Origin of the sequence: Blastomonas aquatica (genome assembly GCF_014639875.1) — a bacterium.
Classification (GTDB): domain Bacteria; phylum Pseudomonadota; class Alphaproteobacteria; order Sphingomonadales; family Sphingomonadaceae; genus Blastomonas; species Blastomonas aquatica.
Genome location: NZ_BMGD01000002.1, coordinates 706012 through 723735 on the forward strand (window position 1 = coordinate 706012; position 17724 = coordinate 723735).

At 64.1% G+C, this 17724-nt stretch carries 16 protein-coding genes; 4 read left to right on the forward strand and 12 right to left on the reverse strand.

What is annotated here, in order from left to right; translation table 11 throughout:
- The first annotated feature begins 8 nt into the window (after positions 1-8).
- Positions 9-1310, forward strand: a complete 1302-nt coding sequence (locus IEW00_RS07495; RefSeq protein WP_188513733.1) for an NAD(P)/FAD-dependent oxidoreductase — start codon at positions 9-11, stop codon at positions 1308-1310.
- A gap of 11 nt (positions 1311-1321) precedes the next feature.
- Here the strand turns inward: IEW00_RS07495 and IEW00_RS07500 are convergent, their stop codons facing one another.
- Positions 1322-1801 carry a MarR family winged helix-turn-helix transcriptional regulator gene (locus IEW00_RS07500; RefSeq protein ID WP_188513734.1) on the reverse strand — a complete coding sequence of 160 codons (480 nt, stop codon included), beginning with the start codon at positions 1799-1801 and terminating at the stop codon, positions 1322-1324.
- An 89-nt stretch (positions 1802-1890) separates the two neighbouring features.
- On the opposite strand from IEW00_RS07500, the gene IEW00_RS07505 reads away from it, so the two are divergent.
- The gene (locus IEW00_RS07505) at positions 1891-3639 is read left to right on the forward strand and encodes a DUF885 domain-containing protein (protein WP_188513735.1); all 1749 of its coding nucleotides are present in this window, start codon (positions 1891-1893) and stop codon (positions 3637-3639) included.
- Positions 3640-3642: 3 nt separating this feature from the next.
- On the opposite strand, the gene IEW00_RS07510 is transcribed toward IEW00_RS07505, so the two are convergent.
- From IEW00_RS07510 to IEW00_RS07525, 4 genes are read right to left on the reverse strand one after another with little or no spacing between them, the layout of a single operon-like run.
- Positions 3643-5076, reverse strand: coding sequence for an indolepyruvate oxidoreductase subunit beta family protein (locus IEW00_RS07510; RefSeq protein WP_188513736.1), 1434 nt, complete (start codon positions 5074-5076; stop codon positions 3643-3645).
- Complete coding sequence (locus IEW00_RS07515; RefSeq protein ID WP_188513737.1) at positions 5076-7199, reverse strand: ferredoxin family protein; 2124 nt, start codon at positions 7197-7199, stop codon at positions 5076-5078. The genes IEW00_RS07510 and IEW00_RS07515 overlap by 1 nt, the downstream gene beginning before the upstream one ends.
- A gap of 6 nt (positions 7200-7205) precedes the next feature.
- A complete protein-coding gene (locus IEW00_RS07520; RefSeq protein WP_188513738.1) occupies positions 7206-7985 on the reverse strand; it encodes a cyclase family protein in 780 nt (259 codons plus the stop codon).
- 55 nt (positions 7986-8040) lie between these two features.
- Positions 8041-9819, reverse strand: a complete 1779-nt coding sequence (locus tag IEW00_RS07525; RefSeq protein ID WP_229736872.1) for a tetratricopeptide repeat protein — start codon at positions 9817-9819, stop codon at positions 8041-8043.
- Between the two features lie 221 nt (positions 9820-10040).
- Between IEW00_RS07525 and IEW00_RS07530 the strand changes: the two genes are divergently transcribed.
- Complete coding sequence (locus IEW00_RS07530) at positions 10041-11399, forward strand: amidohydrolase family protein (protein ID WP_188513740.1); 1359 nt, start codon at positions 10041-10043, stop codon at positions 11397-11399.
- Between the two features lie 8 nt (positions 11400-11407).
- Here IEW00_RS07530 and IEW00_RS07535 read toward each other — a convergent pair whose 3' ends face one another.
- A complete protein-coding gene (locus IEW00_RS07535; protein WP_229736873.1) occupies positions 11408-11812 on the reverse strand; it encodes a MarR family winged helix-turn-helix transcriptional regulator in 405 nt (134 codons plus the stop codon).
- A 497-nt stretch (positions 11813-12309) separates the two neighbouring features.
- Here IEW00_RS07535 and IEW00_RS07540 point away from each other — a divergent pair, with 497 nt between their 5' ends.
- Positions 12310-13647 (forward strand): M24 family metallopeptidase, encoded by a 1338-nt coding sequence (locus IEW00_RS07540; RefSeq protein ID WP_188513742.1) that lies wholly within the window; start codon positions 12310-12312, stop codon positions 13645-13647.
- 46 nt (positions 13648-13693) lie between these two features.
- On the opposite strand, the gene IEW00_RS07545 is transcribed toward IEW00_RS07540, so the two are convergent.
- Genes IEW00_RS07545 through IEW00_RS07570 form a run of 6 tightly spaced genes read right to left on the reverse strand, consistent with a single transcriptional unit; the run spans position 13694 to position 17723 of the window.
- Positions 13694-14095, reverse strand: a complete 402-nt coding sequence (locus tag IEW00_RS07545) for a RidA family protein (RefSeq protein ID WP_188513743.1) — start codon at positions 14093-14095, stop codon at positions 13694-13696.
- Positions 14092-14496 (reverse strand): acyl-CoA thioesterase, encoded by a 405-nt coding sequence (locus IEW00_RS07550; protein WP_188513744.1) that lies wholly within the window; start codon positions 14494-14496, stop codon positions 14092-14094. The genes IEW00_RS07545 and IEW00_RS07550 overlap by 4 nt, the downstream gene beginning before the upstream one ends.
- Positions 14496-15662 (reverse strand): acyl-CoA dehydrogenase family protein, encoded by a 1167-nt coding sequence (locus tag IEW00_RS07555; RefSeq protein ID WP_188513745.1) that lies wholly within the window; start codon positions 15660-15662, stop codon positions 14496-14498. The genes IEW00_RS07550 and IEW00_RS07555 overlap by 1 nt, the downstream gene beginning before the upstream one ends.
- A complete protein-coding gene (locus IEW00_RS07560) occupies positions 15662-16471 on the reverse strand; it encodes an enoyl-CoA hydratase family protein (RefSeq protein ID WP_188513746.1) in 810 nt (269 codons plus the stop codon). Before IEW00_RS07560 ends, IEW00_RS07555 begins: the two co-directional genes overlap by 1 nt.
- On the reverse strand, positions 16468-16965 hold the full coding sequence (locus IEW00_RS07565; protein ID WP_229736874.1) for a MarR family winged helix-turn-helix transcriptional regulator: 498 nt from the start codon (positions 16963-16965) through the stop codon (positions 16468-16470). Before IEW00_RS07565 ends, IEW00_RS07560 begins: the two co-directional genes overlap by 4 nt.
- Positions 16962-17723 (reverse strand): SDR family NAD(P)-dependent oxidoreductase, encoded by a 762-nt coding sequence (locus IEW00_RS07570; protein ID WP_188513747.1) that lies wholly within the window; start codon positions 17721-17723, stop codon positions 16962-16964. The genes IEW00_RS07565 and IEW00_RS07570 overlap by 4 nt, the downstream gene beginning before the upstream one ends.
- Position 17724 lies beyond the last annotated feature (1 nt).

A 17724-nucleotide genomic window follows, 5' to 3' on the forward strand; every position in this document is an offset into this window, starting at 1 on the left:
GACCGATAATGCAGCACCAAAAGATTTCGCGCCCCGATCGGCCGAACACCTTGACCAGCCCGGTCTGGACGGTGAATGTCGGCCCTGCGCCGCAGACGGATTGCCTTTCGGGTACGCATGAGGTTGACGTGCTGGTCATCGGTGGCGGTATCGCCGGTACGACGACCGCGCTCCATCTCGCCGAAAAGGGTGTCAGCGTCATCCTGGTCGAGGCGCAGCAATTTGGTGACGGGGCGACCGGCCAGAGCGGCGGGATCGTCGCGCCCGATTATATCCGCCATTCTCCCGAGACGATCGGGGCGGTGCTGGGTGAGCCTGCGGGCGAACGGTTGACCGGGATGATCGGGGGATCGGGTCAGCATTTGTTCGATCTGATCGATCGCCAAGGTATTGAGTGCGATGCGCGGCAGGACGGCTTCTACACTCCATCGCATACCGAGGCGCTTGCCGAACAGCAGCGCGGCTATGCTGCGCAGTGGCGCTCGCGCGGTTACAATGTCAGCTTTGTCGAAGGCGCAGAGGCGCGCCCCTTGTTTGGTGCAAACCGCTATTGCGGTGCGCTGCGGTTCGAAGACGGCGGCGGTCTCAACCCGCTGGCGTTCGTGCGCGGGCTTGCACGCGCTGCCCAGCGCAATGGTGCGCGGCTTTATACCAACAGTCCGGTATCGAGGCTTGAGCGCAAGGATGGATACTGGCTGTGCCGGACGCCGATCGGTACCGTGCGTGCGCAGCGCCTGGTTTTGGCCGCAAACGGCGGCAATGCCGCGCTTCACCCTGCGATGCAGCGCACCTCGCTGCCGCTGCATGTCTTCCAGTTTGCATCGTTCCCGCTCGATCCTGCGCAGCGCAAGGTAATCCTGCCCGATGGCGGCGGGTTCACCGACAAGCTGCCCTATCTGTTCACCGCAAGGCTCGATGGCCTGGGCCATCTGATCTCGGCGTTTCCGATGTCGTTCATGGTCAATGGCGACAAGGGCTATTACCGCGAGGCGCGGCGGCGGCTGAAGCAGCATTTCGATGTGATGCCCGATCCCCAGATCGCACATCTGTGGCGCGGCCTGGCGTGGGTCAACACCTCGTTCCTTCCTGAAATCTATGATCTCGGGGACAACGCGATCGCCATTCAGGCATGCAATGGGCGTGGTATCGCGACGAATACGGTGATCGGATCGGAGGTCGCGACGATGCTCGCGACGGGCGATCGCGATGCCCTATCGGTGCGGCCGCGTGCACCCGTTCCGGTCCGCTTCCATGCCGGCGCTGCGCTTTTGCCCCGGTTGCTGATGTCGATGGCTTACCTGACAAATTGAGCGGATTGCTATCATCCAGGCTTGGGCGCGAGCGGCTCGAGATTGTCGTGAAGCTGCCCCAGCAGCCCAATCAGCTTTTCGAATTCGTCAGGTTCCAGCCCAATGATCAGGTGCTCGAAAACCGGTGCGGTGGCTTGCCGCGCCTGCGCGAGCCGGGTTTCGCCCACCGGGGCCAGCGCCACCAGCGTGACCCGCGCGTCGTCTTCGCTGGCAGCCGTGGTGATCAGCCCGGCGGCGACCATACGCTGGATGATTCGGGTCATCGTCGACAGGTTGATCACCGCCGCCTCGGCGATCTCACGTGCACCGCGCGGCGACCTTTCGCCCAGAATCATCAGCACGCGCCAGCTCGGAATGTCGAGCCCGATAGCGCGCAGCCTTTGGTCGATGATGCTGTTGTACCGGCTCACCAGCCGGTTGAGCAGATAGAACGGGTATCGTTTGACCCGAAAAGCGGAATCGCCGGGGTTTCCCGACATGAAGGCGTCCATGCGCCCGGTTTAGCCGAAATCCGGCGCGATTCAATCCATCGCCGGGCGCACAGCGCGTCCTGCGGATATTCGATGAAAGGCCCTGGCTGATGAACGTGCAAACCCAAGCTTCAGGTCGCCGCCGGGCCAGCGCACTGGTCCTTGCAGGCGCCGCGATGCTGCTGACCGCCGCGAGCCCATCCAGCTTTGCCGGGCTGGTCGAGCGCTATGAAAGCTTCTCTGCCGATTACCCGATGGAGGCGGGACGATCCGATCCGTCACGCTCACGCGAGGGCTGGCCCGATGAGACACCGGCGGCGATGGCCGTGCGTCGCGCCGAACTGGCCCGCATCGCCGCTGCGCTCGACAGGCTGGATCCTCAAAGCCTTGCCGGCGACGACCGGGTCAACCGCGACTATCTGCGCGAACTGGTCGGCTGGCGGATCGAGGGGATCGATTTCGATGAGCGCCGCTTTGCATTTGTCGCGCACGAAGGCTTCTACAACACGCCCTACGCGCTCGCGCGCGGGCTGGACCTGCGCTCCGAAGCCGAGGCGCAGGCGTGGGTGCAGCGGATGCGCGGTATTCCCGGATACTTCGCCGATCAGAGGGCCAATCTCGAACGCGGGGTTGCGACCGGCTGGACCCACCCTGCGGTTGTCATCGACGTCGCCGTCGCGGTGTTGCGCAACCAGATCGCGGTTCCGGTTGCCGAGGATCCTATGCTGGTGGCGCTCAAGGCCTATCCATCGGCGCAGGCCGAAGCGCAACGCCTGATCGAGCAGGAGATCCGCCCGACGCAGCGCGCGATGCTGGAGTATATCGACGGTGCTTACCGCTCCAAGGCACGCGCCGATCTGGGCGTCGCAGCGGTGCCTGGGGGCCGTGCCTATTACGATTTCCTGCTGCGCTATTACACGACCACCGATCTCAGCGCCGAGCAGATCCACGCAATGGGACTGTCCGAAGTCAAGCGAATCCGCGCCGAGATGGACATGGTTATCGCCTCGACCGGATTTGACGGCAGCTTTGCCGAATGGCTGCATTTTTTGCGTACCGACCCGCAATTCTATGTGACCAGCCGCGAGGGGCTGATCGAGAAATATGCCGCCGCGTCCAAGCGGATCGACGGGGTGTTGCCGCGCTATTTCTCGGCGCTGCCACGCCAGCCGTTCACCATCGTCCCGGTGCCGCGCGATCTCGAGGAAGGCTATACCACTGCGCGCGGCGGTGGTGGCGGGGATTTTGCCAAGGGCTTTGCCGGGACGTTCGTCGTCAACACCTCGCACCTCGACCAGCGGCCGTTGTACGAGGTGACCGCGCTCAGCCTGCACGAGGCGGCGCCGGGGCATCACACGCATGGCGCGCTCAACAACGAGAACCCGGATCTGCCCTCTTTCCGGCGGTCGCGCGATCTGCTCGCGTTCCGCGAGGGCTGGGCGCTGTATGCCGAGCGGCTCGGACATGAGATGGGGGTATACCGCGATGCGTATGAACGCTTCGGCAGCCTTTCGACCGAGATGTGGCGCGCGTGCCGGATGGTGGTCGATACCGGGATCCATGTGATGGGTTGGGATTATGCCCGTGCGCGCCAGTGCTTCGAGGACAACACCGCGCTGGCCGATATCAACATCGATACCGAGCTTGCACGCTATATCGGTGCACCGGCAGGTGCAGTGGCCTATAAGGTGGGCGAACTCAAGATCATCGAACTGCGCCGCCGCGCCGAACAGGCGCTGGGCGAACGGTTCGACATCCGCGGTTTCCACGACTTGATCCTTGCACAGGGGCAACTGCCGATGACACTGCTCGAGGCGAGGGTGGACACGTGGATCGAAGATCAGTCCGCAAAACGTTGAGCGTCAGCCGGCGAGCGCAACCTCGAGAGCCTCGCCATTTTCGTCGGCCAAGGCTGCCTCGCGCAACCCGGCAATCGCTGCAGCGGTGAGCCCGCCAGCACGGTAGCGCGCGACGATCCGGTTGAAGTTGTCCAGCCCGCGTTCGAAGGTGTCGCCATAGCCCTTGATCAGCCGCTGGCATTTGACCAGTTCGAGCGCGACATCGGGTTCGGCGGTCCGGACCATGTCAAGCCAGGCTTGGATCCGCGCCTGTTCGGTCTGGTAGCGCAAGGTGCTGCGCCGCCAGCGCCGCCCCGCCGCCAGCAGCGAGAGCGTCAAATACCAGCGCAGGCTGGTGGTCTCGACATGCCGTCCCTTTGTGAAGAACCGGCCGAGCAGGCCCGAGAGCCGGTCGCTTGCCAGAATGCGGCGGCCGATTGTGGCGGGCAGGGTCTCGCAGACCTCTTCCAACCGGGGATGCATATATTCGATGAGCTGGACGATCTGGTCATCCCCGGCCTTCACCTCTTCGCGAACCCGCGCAAACCGGGTCTCGCGTACCTTGAGGTCGGCAACGCGGATCGTGTCTTCGTAAGACATCCACAGGGCAAGATGACGGGCTGCCTCCGTGACAAGATCCGCGCTGCCGGACAGGCTTTCCAGCCTGGTGAGATAGAGGTCTGCATAGTCGGCATCCTGATAATCCATCAGCCGCCTAACACCCTCAATGGCGAAAGAATGCGCTGCGCGCGGTAGTTTGACGTCAACGCGCACCTGCAGCGCAAGGCCCGCAGCGGTGGTCGCGGCGCGGTCGACCCTCGCCTGGCGCGGTGTTTCCGATGCACGCGATGCTGCATCGAAACCTGCAGCAAAGCCGCGCAAATTCGGTTCAATCGCCTTGCCGCCGGCAACGATCGCAGCCTCGAACGCCGCCCGGGGGAAGGGGAGCGCACCACTGGCGGCAAGCGCACCGAACATCACCGAACTGATCACGCTGCCCGCGCGATCGGCAGCCGCATCCATGTCGAAACCGATGAAGCGTCGCGCGCGCTCCTTTGCCGCCGTGATGATCCTCTCGCCGCTGGCGCGGCCATCGCCCATCGCCGACTTTTCGTCGATCGCATAGACGCGGTGGGTTGATCCGATCAGCACCGTCTTGTCGGTCACGAACCCGCGCAGGATCGCGCGGCCCGCTTCCATCAGTTCGGATGCGACGACAATGTCGACATCGCCGGGAACCGGCATCAGCGCGAGCAGTGGCTGCGCGGTGCCGGTTTTGGGGATCATCTCGACATAATAGACCGTCGCGCCCGTGCGCTGGGCAACACCGGGAACCGAGGTTCCCTGCGTGACGAAGCCGTTGTTGGCGCCCAGCTGTACGATCCAGTCGGCGAGCACGCCGCCACCCTGGCCGCCAAGGCCCAGAACCGCGATCGAGATACGTCCGGACGTGCTCATCAAAAGGCCCTCGCGGCGAGTTTGCGCGCGGCTCGGCGCTGCAGGGCACCGATCACCCAGCCACGCAGGCGCTGGCGGATGCGGTCGGCACGGTTGGGATTCGAGATAATCTGCGCCTTGTAGAATGACGGGCACAGCACCGCTGCATGGCTGACCTCGCCGCACACGCCGCAGCCGACGCAGCTGTTTTCGACATGCGCCACCGGGTCCTGCCGCAGCGGATCGGGGTTGGCGCGGATCGTCAGCGATGGGCAGCCCGAGAGGCGAATGCAGCTGTGATCGCCGGTGCAGGTGTCGGGATCGACCCCGAAGCGTTCGCGCACCACACGCTGGCCGGACTTGATCGCCTTGGCGATCTGCGGCTTGATACGGCGCTGGCGGTTGAGCTGGCATTCGGACTGCGCGACCAGCACCTTGGGGCCCTTTTCGGGCGAGGTCAGCGCATCGTGGATCGCATCGCGCATGCCTGCGACGTCATAGGTTCGCGTCCGGGTCTTCGCCCAGGTGATGCCGACGCCGCGAGCGGCTTTTTCGATCGGGTTGTTGGTGCTGCGCTGGGGTGTCGTCGCCTTGGACGAGAGGATGTCCTGGCCGCCGGTCGCGGCGGAATAGCCATTGTCGACGATGATCGTCAAATTGTCGTCCTGGTTGAACACCGCATTGCCGATCCCCGATGTCAGACCGTTGTGCCAGAACCCGCCATCGCCCATGATCGCCACCGCGCGCTTGCCCTCGGGCTTGAACGCCGACGCGCCCGCGGTGCCCAGACCATAGCCCATCGTGGTGTTGCCGATGTGGAAGGGCGGCAGGATCGAAAACAGGTGGCAGCCGATATCGGCCGAGACATGGAGCTCGCCGATTTCCTTCTGCACCAGCTTCATCGCAGAGAAGATCGGGCGTTCGGGGCAGCCGGTGCAGAAGCCTGCGGGGCGCTGCGGCACCGCGGAGGCGGGCAGGGCGGGCGCCGGGGCGGGTAGTTCTTCAGGTGCGCGCGAAGGCGCGTGCGCGCGCAAGAACTTGGCGACACCCTGCCTGATAACGTCAGCGGTATATTCGCCCGAGCGCGGCAGCATGTCCTTGCCCGCGATCCGGGTGTTGAGATCGGCGCGGCGGACCAGCGTGTTGAGCTCGTGCTCGATGAATTCGGGCTGGCCTTCCTCGACGATCAGCACCGCGCTCTTGCCTGCGCAGAACGCCTGAACCTCGTCGGGGATCAAGGGATAGGCGACGTTGAGTACATAGACCGGCAGCGCCGCGTTGCCATACGCATCCGACAGGCCGATCAGTTCAAGTGCGCGATTGAGCGAATTGAACAGCCCGCCCTGAACGATGATCCCGATGTCATCGTGGGTGGTTCCGAAATGCTCGTTGAGCTTGTGGTCCTGAACGTACTTGATCCCCGCCGGCCAGCGCTTCTCGATCTTCTCGACCTCGTGCTGAAAGTTTGCGGGTGGCAGCACGATGCGGCTGGTGTCGCGGTGGGGCGACTGCGCGGCCTCGGCGACCGTGAGCGGTGGCCTGCGGTTGTCGCGTGCGATAAAGCTTCCGGTCATGTGACATGCGCGGACGCGAAGCTCGAGCATCACCGGGGTGTTCGATGCTTCGGACAGCGCAAAGCCATGCTCGACCATATCGACCAGCAGCGGCAGGCTGGGGCGTGGATCGATCAGCCACATCTGCGATTTCATCGCAAACGCATGGGTGCGTTCCTGCATGATCGAGGAACCCTCGCCATAGTCCTCGCCGACGATGATCAGCGCGCCGCCGGTGACCCCGCCCGAGGCGACGTTGGAGAGCGCATCCGAGGCAACATTGGTCCCGACCACTGATTTCCACGCGACCGCGCCGCGCAGCGGATAGTTGACCGAAGCCGCCAGCATGGCCGCTGCGGTCGCCTCACTCGCCGAGCTTTCGAAATGCACGCCGAGCCCGGCCATCAACTCGCTGGCGTCGGCGAACACATCCATCAGGTGGCTGATCGGCGAGCCCTGATAGCCGCCGACATAGGCAACGCCTGATTGCAGCAGCGCCTTGGTCACCGCCAATATGCCTTCGCCTTCGAAGACCTCGCCCTCGCCGGCCTTGAGCCGCTCGACTTCCGCCTTGAAGGACCGCTCGGCCATCTGCGCTTACTCGGCCACGAGCGCGAGGACGCGCAACGGGCTGCCTGATCCGCCCTTGATCTTGAGCGGCGCAGAGAAAATCACGCTTCCCGTGGCGGGCAACTGGTCGAGGTTCTCGAGGCACTGCAGGCCATAGCGGCCGGCAGCGTGGAACAAGGTGTGCGCAGGGTAGGCGGGCTCGAGCAGGTGCGCCTGGCCGGCATCGGTGCCGATCGTCTCAACCCCCAGACCATGCGCATCGCGCTCATCGACAAGGAACCGGACCGCCTCGGACGAGGGCCCCGGCGTATGCGCGCCATCCTCGCGGCGATTGGTATAGGCATCGACATCGCGCTTGGACCAGTCGGTGCGCAGCATGATCCAGCTGCGCGGCGGGATGCGGCCATGCTCGGCCTCCCAGGCTTCGATGTCGGCAACGGTGAGCAGGTAATCGGGATCGGCGGCGGACTGCTGCGATATGTCGATCACCACGGCAGGCGCGATGAAATCGGCGGGCGGCACGGTATCGACCGCATTGTTGGCAAGGTCCTTGCCCGAAATCCAGTGCACCGGAGCATCGAAATGCGTGCCGGTGTGCTCGCTGACGGTGAAGTTGTTCCAGTACCAGGCGACACCACGCTCGTCATAGCGCGAGATCTCTTCCTGGCTGAACCCGGCGCACTGACCGAACTCGGGGGGAAGCACCAATGTCGGGGTGTCGGGGGACAGCGTCTGGGTCAGATCGACGGTGCGGATGGTGCCCGAAGCGACGGCGGTGGCGAGCTGCTGAAGAATGGCTTGTGTCATGCTGGTCCCCTTATCCTGGTGAAATGTGACTCATTAAACTTGCATATGCAAGTAATTATTGTCGAGCTGAATGCTCCCCCGGAACGATGTCGAAGGCGATGGTGGTGCGATGGCCATCGTCAGCGAAAGGTATGGTTCCGTGGTAGAAATAGGAGGGAAACAGAACCAGCAGCCCGGGTTCCGGACGGACGGTGTGAAGAATCTGCTCACGCGCGCCCAGATGAAGCCCGGTTTCGCCGAACTTTAGCCAGCCGCTCTGTCCGTCGGCAACCGCATCGGGCACCGCGACATAAAAGACCGCGCTGATCCAGCCTTCGGGATGGATGTGATTGGTGTGATGCCCCCCGCTGGCGAGCCGCACCGACCACGATCCGGAAAATGCGAACCTGGGTGATTTGCGCGCAAGGAAGGGATGGCCCGGGTCATCGGGCAGCGCAGCGATATAATCGCCTACAGCCTTTTCGATCATCGCTCGCACCGCTTTTATCTGCGGCACATCGCGGGTGAGCAGATCATCGGTTGTTTGCGTGCCACCTCGCAATGTTTGTTCGAGCGGGTGCTGTCGCCCGTTGTGGAGCGCGGCCAACGCAGCGTCGAGATCGCGATGGAACGTAGCCACATCTCCGGTTTCGGGTGCAAGCAGCGCAGTGCCGATCAACTTGGGATCGATCAGCCAGCGCGCCATCGGGCTTGCGGACAGCCGCCACACCAGTCCCTGCAGCGCCAGCGCCTGCTGATCCGACGGATCGTCGGCGAGACGCTGCTCAAGCCGTTCGGCTGCATGGGAGAGCCTGTCGGAGATGATCAGGCAGCGCGCGGATTCGCGCAAGACCGGCGGATGGCGCGGATCGATCGTCAGCGCAGTGTCATAGGCGGCCATAGCCTGATCCACCAGGCCTGCTGACCAGCAGGCCTGGCCGCGCCGGTATTGCAGATCGGCTCCGCCGATCCCGCGCGCCGCAGGACCCGCAAGCAGCGCGGCGGCCTCGTCGGGGCGTCCGCACAGCGTCAGCCGGTTGGCCAGGCCAGCCAGCAGGGCAGGGTCATCCGGAGCATGCCCAAGCGCTTGTCGATAGCTGGCCAGGTGCCCCTCGGAATCGCCCTGCTGCCACAGCAGGCGGCTGAGCGATTCATGGAGAGCAGCGTCGGAGGGGGTGATTTCGATCGCGCGGCGGTAGGCTGTTGCCGCGTCCTCGATACGCGCCAGATCTTGCAGGCAGTGTCCCAGATTATAGTGTATCCGCGCATCGGCCGGTGCTTGGGCTGCGCAGGTCTGCAGCAACGGTAGCGCCTCTGCCGCGTGTCCCGCCATCCGCAATGCAACCGCCAGATTGTGCGACCACCCGGCATGGCCTGGCTGCAACCTGAGCGCGGTGCGATAGGCAGCGATTGCCTGCTCGTGATCGTGCCGTGCGCTGAACGTCTGAGCCAGCACCGCCCATCCGCGCGCCAGATTGGGTTGGCCGCGCAGCACAGGCTGCAGCGTGGCGCGGGCTTGTTCGGGCTGGTCCAGGGCGATCTGCGCCAGTGCCAGATTGATCCGCGCGTCGGTATAATCAGGCTTGAGCGCGAGCGCCTCGCGGTAGGCGTTTACCGCGGCGGCGTTATCGCCCAGTGCGGTCAGGCAGTTGCCAAGATTGTTGTGCACATGCGGCTGGGCCGGTTGCACCACGAGCGAGCGGCGGAACAGCGTGGCAGCCTCCCTCTGGTCACCCCGTTGGCGGGCCACCATTCCCAGCAGCTGGAGTGCATCGGGCTGCTGTGGGTCGGCAGCGAGTATCTGTGCCAGCAGGCCCTGCGCGTCATTCAGCCGACCCGACCGCGCGAGTTCCATCGTCCGGTTCAGCGAACCACCGACGCCTGGTTGTGGTCGTGACCGCTCCACATCGCGCTCCCGCTGCCGCCATCGCCCGCCCGGACGGCCAGCGCAGCCCATCGAAGCAAATTCGTCTTGTATCGTCAAGCGAATCGCGCTTTAAATCATATGTAAAGTCACATTTTGTGGAGATCGACATGGCGCGGATACACAGCAATGATCCTTCGGGAGCGACCCGCATGCGTGCCTTTGTTCTGGCGCTCTTTCTGGGTGCGATCGTGGTGCCGGGGGTCGCGATTGCCCAACCGTCCAGCATTCCTGAAACCACCGATGATGCGCGGCGACTGCCGATCCCACCGGTCGATCGCAGCCAGCACCCGGTGGTGGTGATTACCGGCGGTATGTTGATCGATGGGCGTGGCGGTGCGCCGATCGCCAATGCGGTGGTGGTGACGCAGGGTGACCGGATCGTCGCCGCCGGCCGGGCAGGCACGATTGCTGTTCCGGCAAATCCGGCGCGGGTGGTCGATGCTACCGGGATGTATATCATGCCGGGGCTGATCGATCTCCACGTCCACTTCACTCAGCAGCGCTGCCATGATTTCGGCCAGTATTCTGACAGCCCGGCAGGTGCCGCGATCCGCGGGGTTGCGCTGGCGCAGCAGCTGATTGGCGCCGGGGTCACGGCGGCGCGCGATGTCGGCACGGTTGATGATGTCGCGCTGCGGATCAAGGAGGCGGTCGACCGCCAGATCATCCCGGGGCCACGCGTGCTGTGGAGCGGGCGGATCATCGCCACCACCGGCGGGCACGGCGACGAGGTGACTTCGACCGCTACCGGCCGCCAGAAGCCCGCGATGGGCGGCCCGAGCAAGGGGTTCAACGGTCCGTGGGAATGGCGCACTGCGGTCCGCCAGCAGGTGCGCGGGCTTGCCGACTGGATCAAGCTGGGGGCGCCTGCCGACCGCGAGGAAATCGCAGCAGCGATCGACGAGGCGCATTCGCTGGGCGTTCCAGTCGCAATCGACAGCTTTGGCCAGTACACCGACTGGGCGATCGAGGCGGGGGTCGATACGCTCGAGCACCCGCTGGCGATGACCGACCAGGCGGTGCCGTTGATGAAGAAGCACGGGACCGCATTCGTGCCGACGATCGGCGCGTTCGACAATCTGCTGACGGGCGGATATCCGACTGCGGGTATTCCAACCGGTGGCTTTTACCACACCCATTCGCGGCGCTTCGTGATTGATCAGAAGGAGCATCTGGGCCGGGTGGCGCAGGCGTATCGCGCCGGGGTGCCGATCGGCGTCGGCACCGACATTCCGTTCGAGAACGAGGTCCGCTACCCCGACGCCTATTTCCGCGAGTTGGCGTATCTGAGCGAGGCCGGGATGACCAACGCCGATGTGCTGGCATCGGCCACACGGGTGGGCGCGGATATCATGAAGATGGGCGACAAGCTCGGCACGCTAGAGCCGGGCAAGATCGCCGATATCCTGATCCTGGGCGCAAACCCGCTTGATTCGCTCGAGAACCTGCGCGATGTCCGCTACGTGATTGCCGACGGCAGGCTGGTGGTCGAAACCCCGCAGCGCTGAGCGCCGGGTCATTCGATCGGCAGCTTGCCCAGGTTGTCGCTGATCATCTTCAATGTGCGCAGCAGATGCGCGATATCGCGGTTGCTGATGCCGACCATTGCGCGTGAAAACTGCCGTCCGACGATAGGGGTGAGCTTGCGCAGCGTCTGCTGTCCGGCAGGGGTCAGTGTAACCTCGGTGATGCGGTTGTCCTCGGGGTTGGACTCTGTCGACACCAGACCCTGCTCGACCATCCGGTCGATGATCCGGCTGATCGTCGAGCGCTTGGTCAGCGCCGCCTCGGCGATCGCGCCAATACTTGCAGGCTGGTGCTCGCGCAGTACGGTCATCACACGATAGATCGGCTTGGAAACACCGTGCTTGTGCAGCACTTTGTCCATGTCTTCGTGATATTTGAAATCGGCATGCGCCATCAGATAAAATGGCGAGTTTTCCAGGCGGAATGTTGGACTGCTCGGGTCATAGTCACCGCGATTTTCCACTTTCTCCCCCTTTTGCTGTGTCGATTCTGATTTCGACTTTCCGGTCATGTGTTTCTCAAAAGCCTCGAGTGATCAAGCGGTTCCGCCATTGCAGACCGGGGTTGGAGGGCGAATTAGCCGAATACATATGTATTTGCACTTTGTTTAGTTCCAGTTTCCACCGAAATGAATGCAGCGTTGATCGCCCTGTTCGAGAGATATAGCGCATGCACCATCCGTCAAGCACCGCCGATTGTCAGGCCAGCCATGACCACGCCGATGGGCAAAACGGTGGCGTCCCATTGCCAGAGACGCGGCGCGGGTTTCGTGGCGGTATGTCACGTATATCAAAATTGACAATAATCGCGTGAAGATGGATACATTGGAAAAGGTGTTTTGTGGTCCGCCCAATCCGGTCGGGCGTGCAGTTGCAAGGGGAGAGTGCCGGCATGCAGTGGAAACGGTTTGGTTCGAGAGCGCTCGCTCTGGCTCCGATGGCACTTGCGGTCGCGTTCGCAGTCCCGGCGTCTGCGAACCCGCACGAAGCGCGCCAGCGTTGGGAGCAATTGTGCCAGATCCGCAAGGACAAGCTCGATCTGATCCTGCCTGAAGCGATGCGCGAGAACGGCATCGATATGTGGATCGTCGCCTCTCGGGAGGGACACGACGATCCCAACGCCGTGCTTCTGGGTGGCGGCTATGTCGGCGATATCGGATACTATGTCTTCACCGATCGCGGTGCCGGTCGCATCGAGCGTGGCACGATGGGCGTCGGCGGTGCGGCGTTCGATCAATGCCCGCTGTACGATCTGAAGGCCTCGCCTGCCGAACTGCGTGCTTTCGTAGAAGCCCGCAACCCCAAGCGGATCGGTATCAATGTCGCTAGCGAGATCGGAACCGCCGATGGTCTGAGCCACTCGCTGCACGAGAAGCTGCGCGCGGATCTGGGCGCTGACCTGTCAGCGCGGCTGGTCTCTGCCGAAAAATTGGTGTCCGATTTCCGCTCGCGGCACACTGCCACCGAGATCGCAGCCTTTACCCGCGCCGGGGAATATTCGCGAACGATTACCGAACGCGCGCTGTCGAGCGAGGTCATAACCCCGGGCCAGACCACTACCGGCGATGTCGCGTGGTGGATGATGGAGCAGTTGCACAAGGAAGGACTGGGCAACAGCTTTGGTATTCCCAGTATCTATATATTGGGTCCGGGCCCGCGCGGGCCGGTATCGGGGGATCATGTGATCCAGCCGGGTGACCTGATCACGATGGACTGGGGGGTCAATTTCCTCACCGCTTTTACCGACATGAAGCGGATGGCCTATGTCCTCAAGGCCGGTGAAAACGCGCCGCCGCCGGGCGTGCAGCGCGCCTTCGAAAAGGCAGTTGCGATCAGGCAGATGATCCTCGATGTGATCAAGCCAGGCATTACTGCAGGTGAGGCGCTGGCGGCGGTCAACCGGCAGGTGGCGCAGACGCCCGGTCTCGTGCTGGGCCGGTATGATGATCCGAGCGCCGATGGGAAGGTGTCCGATGTCGTCATCGGCAGCCACTCGGTGGGCGATCTGGGGCATGGATCGGGGCCGTCTATGGCCGACTTCAATCCGTTGCGGATGACCTATACGCTGCGCCCGAGCAATTTCCTGTCGATCGAGCTGTTCCTGTATACGCAGGTGCCCGAATGGGGGACACGCAAGATCAAGATCCCGCTCGAAGACAATGGCATCGTGACCGAGCGGGGGCTGGAATGGTCCTATCCCGTCAACAGCCGGATCCTGCTGGTCAAATAACCGGTCGCCAGCGTCCCGCGGTCGCGCGACGCTGGCGAATCCCGCGTCAGGCCGGAACCACGGCGGTGCTTTCGATCTCGATCTTGGCGTCGGCTTCGACCAGTGCGGCGACCTGGACCACGGCCATCGCCGGGTAATGCTTGCCGACAAGTTCGCGGTAGGCCGCACCGATTTCGGGCAGGCTGGCGATGTATTCGTCACGGTTGGTGACGTACCAGGTCATCCGCACGATATGTTCGGGCCCTGCGCCAGCTTCGGCGAGCACTGCGAGCGTGTTGATGAGCACCTGGCGGAACTGGCTGCCAAGATCGGCTCCGACGATCCGCTCCTCGGCATCGAAGGCGACGACGCCTGCAGTGAACACCAGCCGTCCGGTGGCAGCCACGCCGTTGGCATAGCCACGCGGCCTCGGCCAGCCAGGTGGCAACAGGGTTTGATGAGCAGTCATGCGAGTTCCTTGATCAATCGTTCGTGCAATTCAGGGGGCCAGGGGTGCGATTTGCCTTCTGCGAGGACGGTGAGCACCTGGGTGTAACGGACGGAAAACCGCCGCTCGGCGCCGCAATCGATATCGACCGTCAGATCGACCGAGCTGCGCCCGACCCGGGTGACGACAACCGCAAAATCGAGCACATCGCCGAGCCGGCTGGGGATCGCGAAGTCCGCGCTCAATGTGACCGTCGGCAGGCCGAGGCCTTGGCCGAAGTGCATCTCGCGCCTGGTCACCCCCAGCACCGCAGCGGTCCAGTCCTCGATCGCGGCATCGCACAGCTCGAAATAGCGCGGGTAGTACGCAATGCCCGCAGGGTCGCAGTGCGCAAAGCGCAAAGGCAGGCTGGTGCGGAACATCAGTTGGCGCTTTTGGCGAGATGCTGGCGCGCGATGACGACCTTCTGTACTTCGGATGCACCCTCATAGATCCGCAGCGCGCGAACCTCGCGATACAGTGCCTCGACCGGCGCACCGACGGTGACCCCCATGCCGCCGAAAATCTGCACCGCCTTGTCGATCACCTGCTGCGCGCTGTCGGTCGCGTGGAGCTTGGCGAGCGCGGCCTCGCGGGTGTTGCGCTGGCCCATCACGTCACGCAGCCAGCCAGCGCGATAGATCAGCAGCGCCGATGTATCGACATCGAGCACCATCTCGGCGAGCTTTGCCTGGGTGATCGCATTGTCGGCGAGCGTTCCGCTGCCGAGCTTGCGCACCTTGGCGCGCGCGGTGGCCTCGTCGAGCGCGCGGCGGGCAAAGCCCAGCGCAGCCGCGCCCACGGTGGTACGGAAGATATCGAGCGTCGCCATGGCAGCAGCAAAGCCGCGCCCCGATTCGCCCAGCAGCGCGGTCTCGGGCAGCGCCATCTCGGTGAAGGTCAGCGTGGCGAGCGGGTGCGGCGCGATGACCTCGATCCGTTCGGTCACCGCCAGCCCCGGGGTGTCGGCATCGACGATAAACGCCGATACGCCCTTGGCGCCAGGTGCCTCGCCGGTGCGTGCGAACAGCACGTAATAGTCCGCAATGCCTCCGTTGGAGATATAGGTCTTCGCGCCGTTGACGATATAGCCGCTTGCGGTGCGTTCGGCGGTGGTCTCCATCGATGCAACGTCCGAGCCCGAGTCAGGCTCGGTCAGTGCGAACGCTGCGATCTTCCGGCCAGCAGCGACCTCGGGCAGATAGGCACGCTTCTGCTCTTCGGTACCCAGCAGGCTGATCGTCCCCGACCCCAGGCCCTGCATCGCGAAGGCGAAATCAGCGAGGCCCGAATAGCGCGCCAGCGTCTCGCGGATCAGCGCCAGCGAACGGATGTCGAGCTGTTCGTGCACACCGCCATAGGCTGCCGGTACACAATAGCGCAGCCAGCCAGCCGCGCCCAATGCCGCGACCAGATCACGGCAGGCGGCGTCGATGTCGTGTGGATGATCGTCGCTAAGGTTCGCGGCGCACCAGGCGTCGAGCTCTGCGCCGAGGGTGCGGTGACCATCATCAAGGAACGGCCAGTCAAGAAAGCTGCGGTCTGCCATCAATCACCTTTGAACTCTGGAGTGCGCTTTTCGGCAAACGCCTCGAACGCGCGGCGGAAGTCGTTCGTCGCCATGCAGATTGCCTGCGCCTGCGCTTCCATCTCGATTGCGGTCTCGACCGACACCGCCCATTCGATTCCCAGCTGGGTCTTGGTGATGCCGTGCGCGAAAGTGGGGCCCGCTGCAATCGAGCGAGCCAATCCCATGGCCTCTTCGAGCAGGTCTTCGGATGCGAACAGGCGGTTGTGGAAGCCCCAGCGCTCGCCTTCCTCGGCGCTCATCATCCGGCCGGTATAGAGCAGGTCCGATGCGCGGCCCTGGCCGATGATCCGCGGCAGGATGGCGCAGGCGCCCATGTCGCAGCCGGCCAGCCCGACCCGGGTGAACAGGAACGCGGTCTTGGTGGCAGGAGTCGCCAGCCGCATGTCCGATGCCATCGCCATGATCGCGCCTGCGCCGACGCATATGCCGTCGATCGCAGCAATGATCGGCTGCGGGCAGCCGCGCATCGCCTTGACCAGATCGCCGGTCATGCGGGTGAATGCCAGCAGTTCGGGCATCGCCATCTTGGTCAGCGGGCCGATGATTTCGTGCACATCGCCGCCAGAGGAGAAATTGCCGCCCGCGCCGGTGACGACGATCGCCTTGACCGCAGGCGCATAGACGAGCGCACGGAACGTATCGCGCAGCTCGGCATAGCTTTCAAAGGTCAGCGGGTTCTTGCGGTCGGGGCGATTGAGCGTGACCGTTCCGACGCCATCCTCGAAATGCCAGCTGAAATGTTCTGGTGAAAAGTCCTGCGGATTCATGGCTGTTCCTTTCCTTTGTCTTCGGCCAGCGAGACCTTGAGCGCGCCGAGCAGATCATACAGCGCGGTGCGCTGGTCGCGGGTGAGGCCGTCGAGCATCATGTCGATCCATTCGTGATGGGCTTCGGCTATCCCGGCAAAGCATTCGCGGCCCAGCTGGGTCAGCCGCACGATCGAGGCGCGGCCATCGGTGGGCGAGGGGGCGATGCTGATGTAATTGTCGCGCGCCAGCGTCTGGACGACCCCGGTGACGTTGCCGTTCGAGACCAGCAGCTCTTGCGACAGCTGCCCCATCGTCATCCCGGCAGGGTTGCGATCGAGCGCGGCCATCACATCGAAGCGTGGCAGGGTGATGCCATATTGATCGGCAAAGCGGCGCTTGAGCCGCTTTTCGATCACCGTGGTGCAGGTCAGCAGCCGAAGCCACAGCCGCACGTTGCTGCGATCGACCATTTCGCCGTCATGCTTTTCGCGGATTGCGGTCGCACCTGTCACATCACTTCTCCACCTGCGACCATGACCGCCTGTCCTGTCACCGAGCGGCTGGCCGGCAGGCACAGCCACAGCACCGCCTCGGCGACCTCGGAAGGCTCGATCAACCGTTTCTGCGGATTGAACCGGGTGAGTTGCGCGCGCGCGTCCTCGGCGCTGCGTCCGGTCTTGGCCTGGATGTTGGCGATGGCATCGCCGACGATATCGGTATCGGTAAAGCCCGGGCACACCGCGTTGGCAGTGAGCCCCGTGGTCGCGAATTCGGTTGCGAGCGCGCGCATCAGACCGATCGCGCCGTGCTTGGAGGCGACATAAGGCGCGGTGTATCCATAGCCTTTGACCCCGGCGGTCGAGGCCACCGTGACGATCCGGCCCGCCGGCGCTTCGAGCAGATCGGGCAGCGCCGCCTGGCAACAGTGGAACAACGCGTCGAGATTGACCGCCATCGTCTCGCGCCAGGCGTCTGCAGTCACCTTGGCGAAGGGCGCGCTGGGTGCGATGCCGGCGTTGTTGACGAGGATGCTGATCGGGCCGTGCGTGTCGCGCGCCCACGCAAATGCACGATCGACCGCAGCGCGATCGGTGACATCGGCCTGCGCGACGACCGCGCCCGCCAGTCCGGCCGCGGTCGCCTCGAGCGCATCGCGCCGCCGCCCGACCAGGGTCAGCCTGGCGCCTTCGTTTGCCAGCGCCTGCGCGATGGCCGCGCCGATTCCCGATCCGCCACCCGTGACGACCGCGTGAAGTCCCTCGAGTCGCATA

Excerpts from the sequence above, each read along its gene's own strand:
- IEW00_RS07520 (WP_188513738.1), bottom strand. The coding sequence starts at position 7,985 with ATGACACAAGCCATTCTTCAGCAGCTCGCCACCGCCGTCGCTTCGGGC.
- IEW00_RS07500 (WP_188513734.1), bottom strand. The coding sequence starts at position 1,801 with ATGGACGCCTTCATGTCGGGAAACCCCGGCGATTCCGCTTTTCGGGTC.
- IEW00_RS07545 (WP_188513743.1), bottom strand. The coding sequence starts at position 14,095 with ATGACTGCTCATCAAACCCTGTTGCCACCTGGCTGGCCGAGGCCGCGT.
- IEW00_RS07560 (WP_188513746.1), bottom strand. The coding sequence starts at position 16,471 with ATGAATCCGCAGGACTTTTCACCAGAACATTTCAGCTGGCATTTCGAG.
- IEW00_RS07515 (WP_188513737.1), bottom strand. The coding sequence starts at position 7,199 with ATGGCCGAGCGGTCCTTCAAGGCGGAAGTCGAGCGGCTCAAGGCCGGC.
- IEW00_RS07540 (WP_188513742.1), top strand. The coding sequence starts at position 12,310 with ATGCAGTGGAAACGGTTTGGTTCGAGAGCGCTCGCTCTGGCTCCGATG.
- IEW00_RS07535 (WP_229736873.1), bottom strand. The coding sequence starts at position 11,812 with ATGGCGCATGCCGATTTCAAATATCACGAAGACATGGACAAAGTGCTG.
- IEW00_RS07555 (WP_188513745.1), bottom strand. The coding sequence starts at position 15,662 with ATGGCAGACCGCAGCTTTCTTGACTGGCCGTTCCTTGATGATGGTCAC.
- IEW00_RS07550 (WP_188513744.1), bottom strand. The coding sequence starts at position 14,496 with ATGTTCCGCACCAGCCTGCCTTTGCGCTTTGCGCACTGCGACCCTGCG.
- IEW00_RS07505 (WP_188513735.1), top strand. The coding sequence starts at position 1,891 with ATGAACGTGCAAACCCAAGCTTCAGGTCGCCGCCGGGCCAGCGCACTG.
- IEW00_RS07525 (WP_229736872.1), bottom strand. The coding sequence starts at position 9,819 with ATGGAACTCGCGCGGTCGGGTCGGCTGAATGACGCGCAGGGCCTGCTG.
- IEW00_RS07495 (WP_188513733.1), top strand. The coding sequence starts at position 9 with ATGCAGCACCAAAAGATTTCGCGCCCCGATCGGCCGAACACCTTGACC.
- IEW00_RS07530 (WP_188513740.1), top strand. The coding sequence starts at position 10,041 with ATGCGTGCCTTTGTTCTGGCGCTCTTTCTGGGTGCGATCGTGGTGCCG.
- IEW00_RS07570 (WP_188513747.1), bottom strand. The coding sequence starts at position 17,723 with ATGCGACTCGAGGGACTTCACGCGGTCGTCACGGGTGGCGGATCGGGA.
- IEW00_RS07510 (WP_188513736.1), bottom strand. The coding sequence starts at position 5,076 with ATGAGCACGTCCGGACGTATCTCGATCGCGGTTCTGGGCCTTGGCGGC.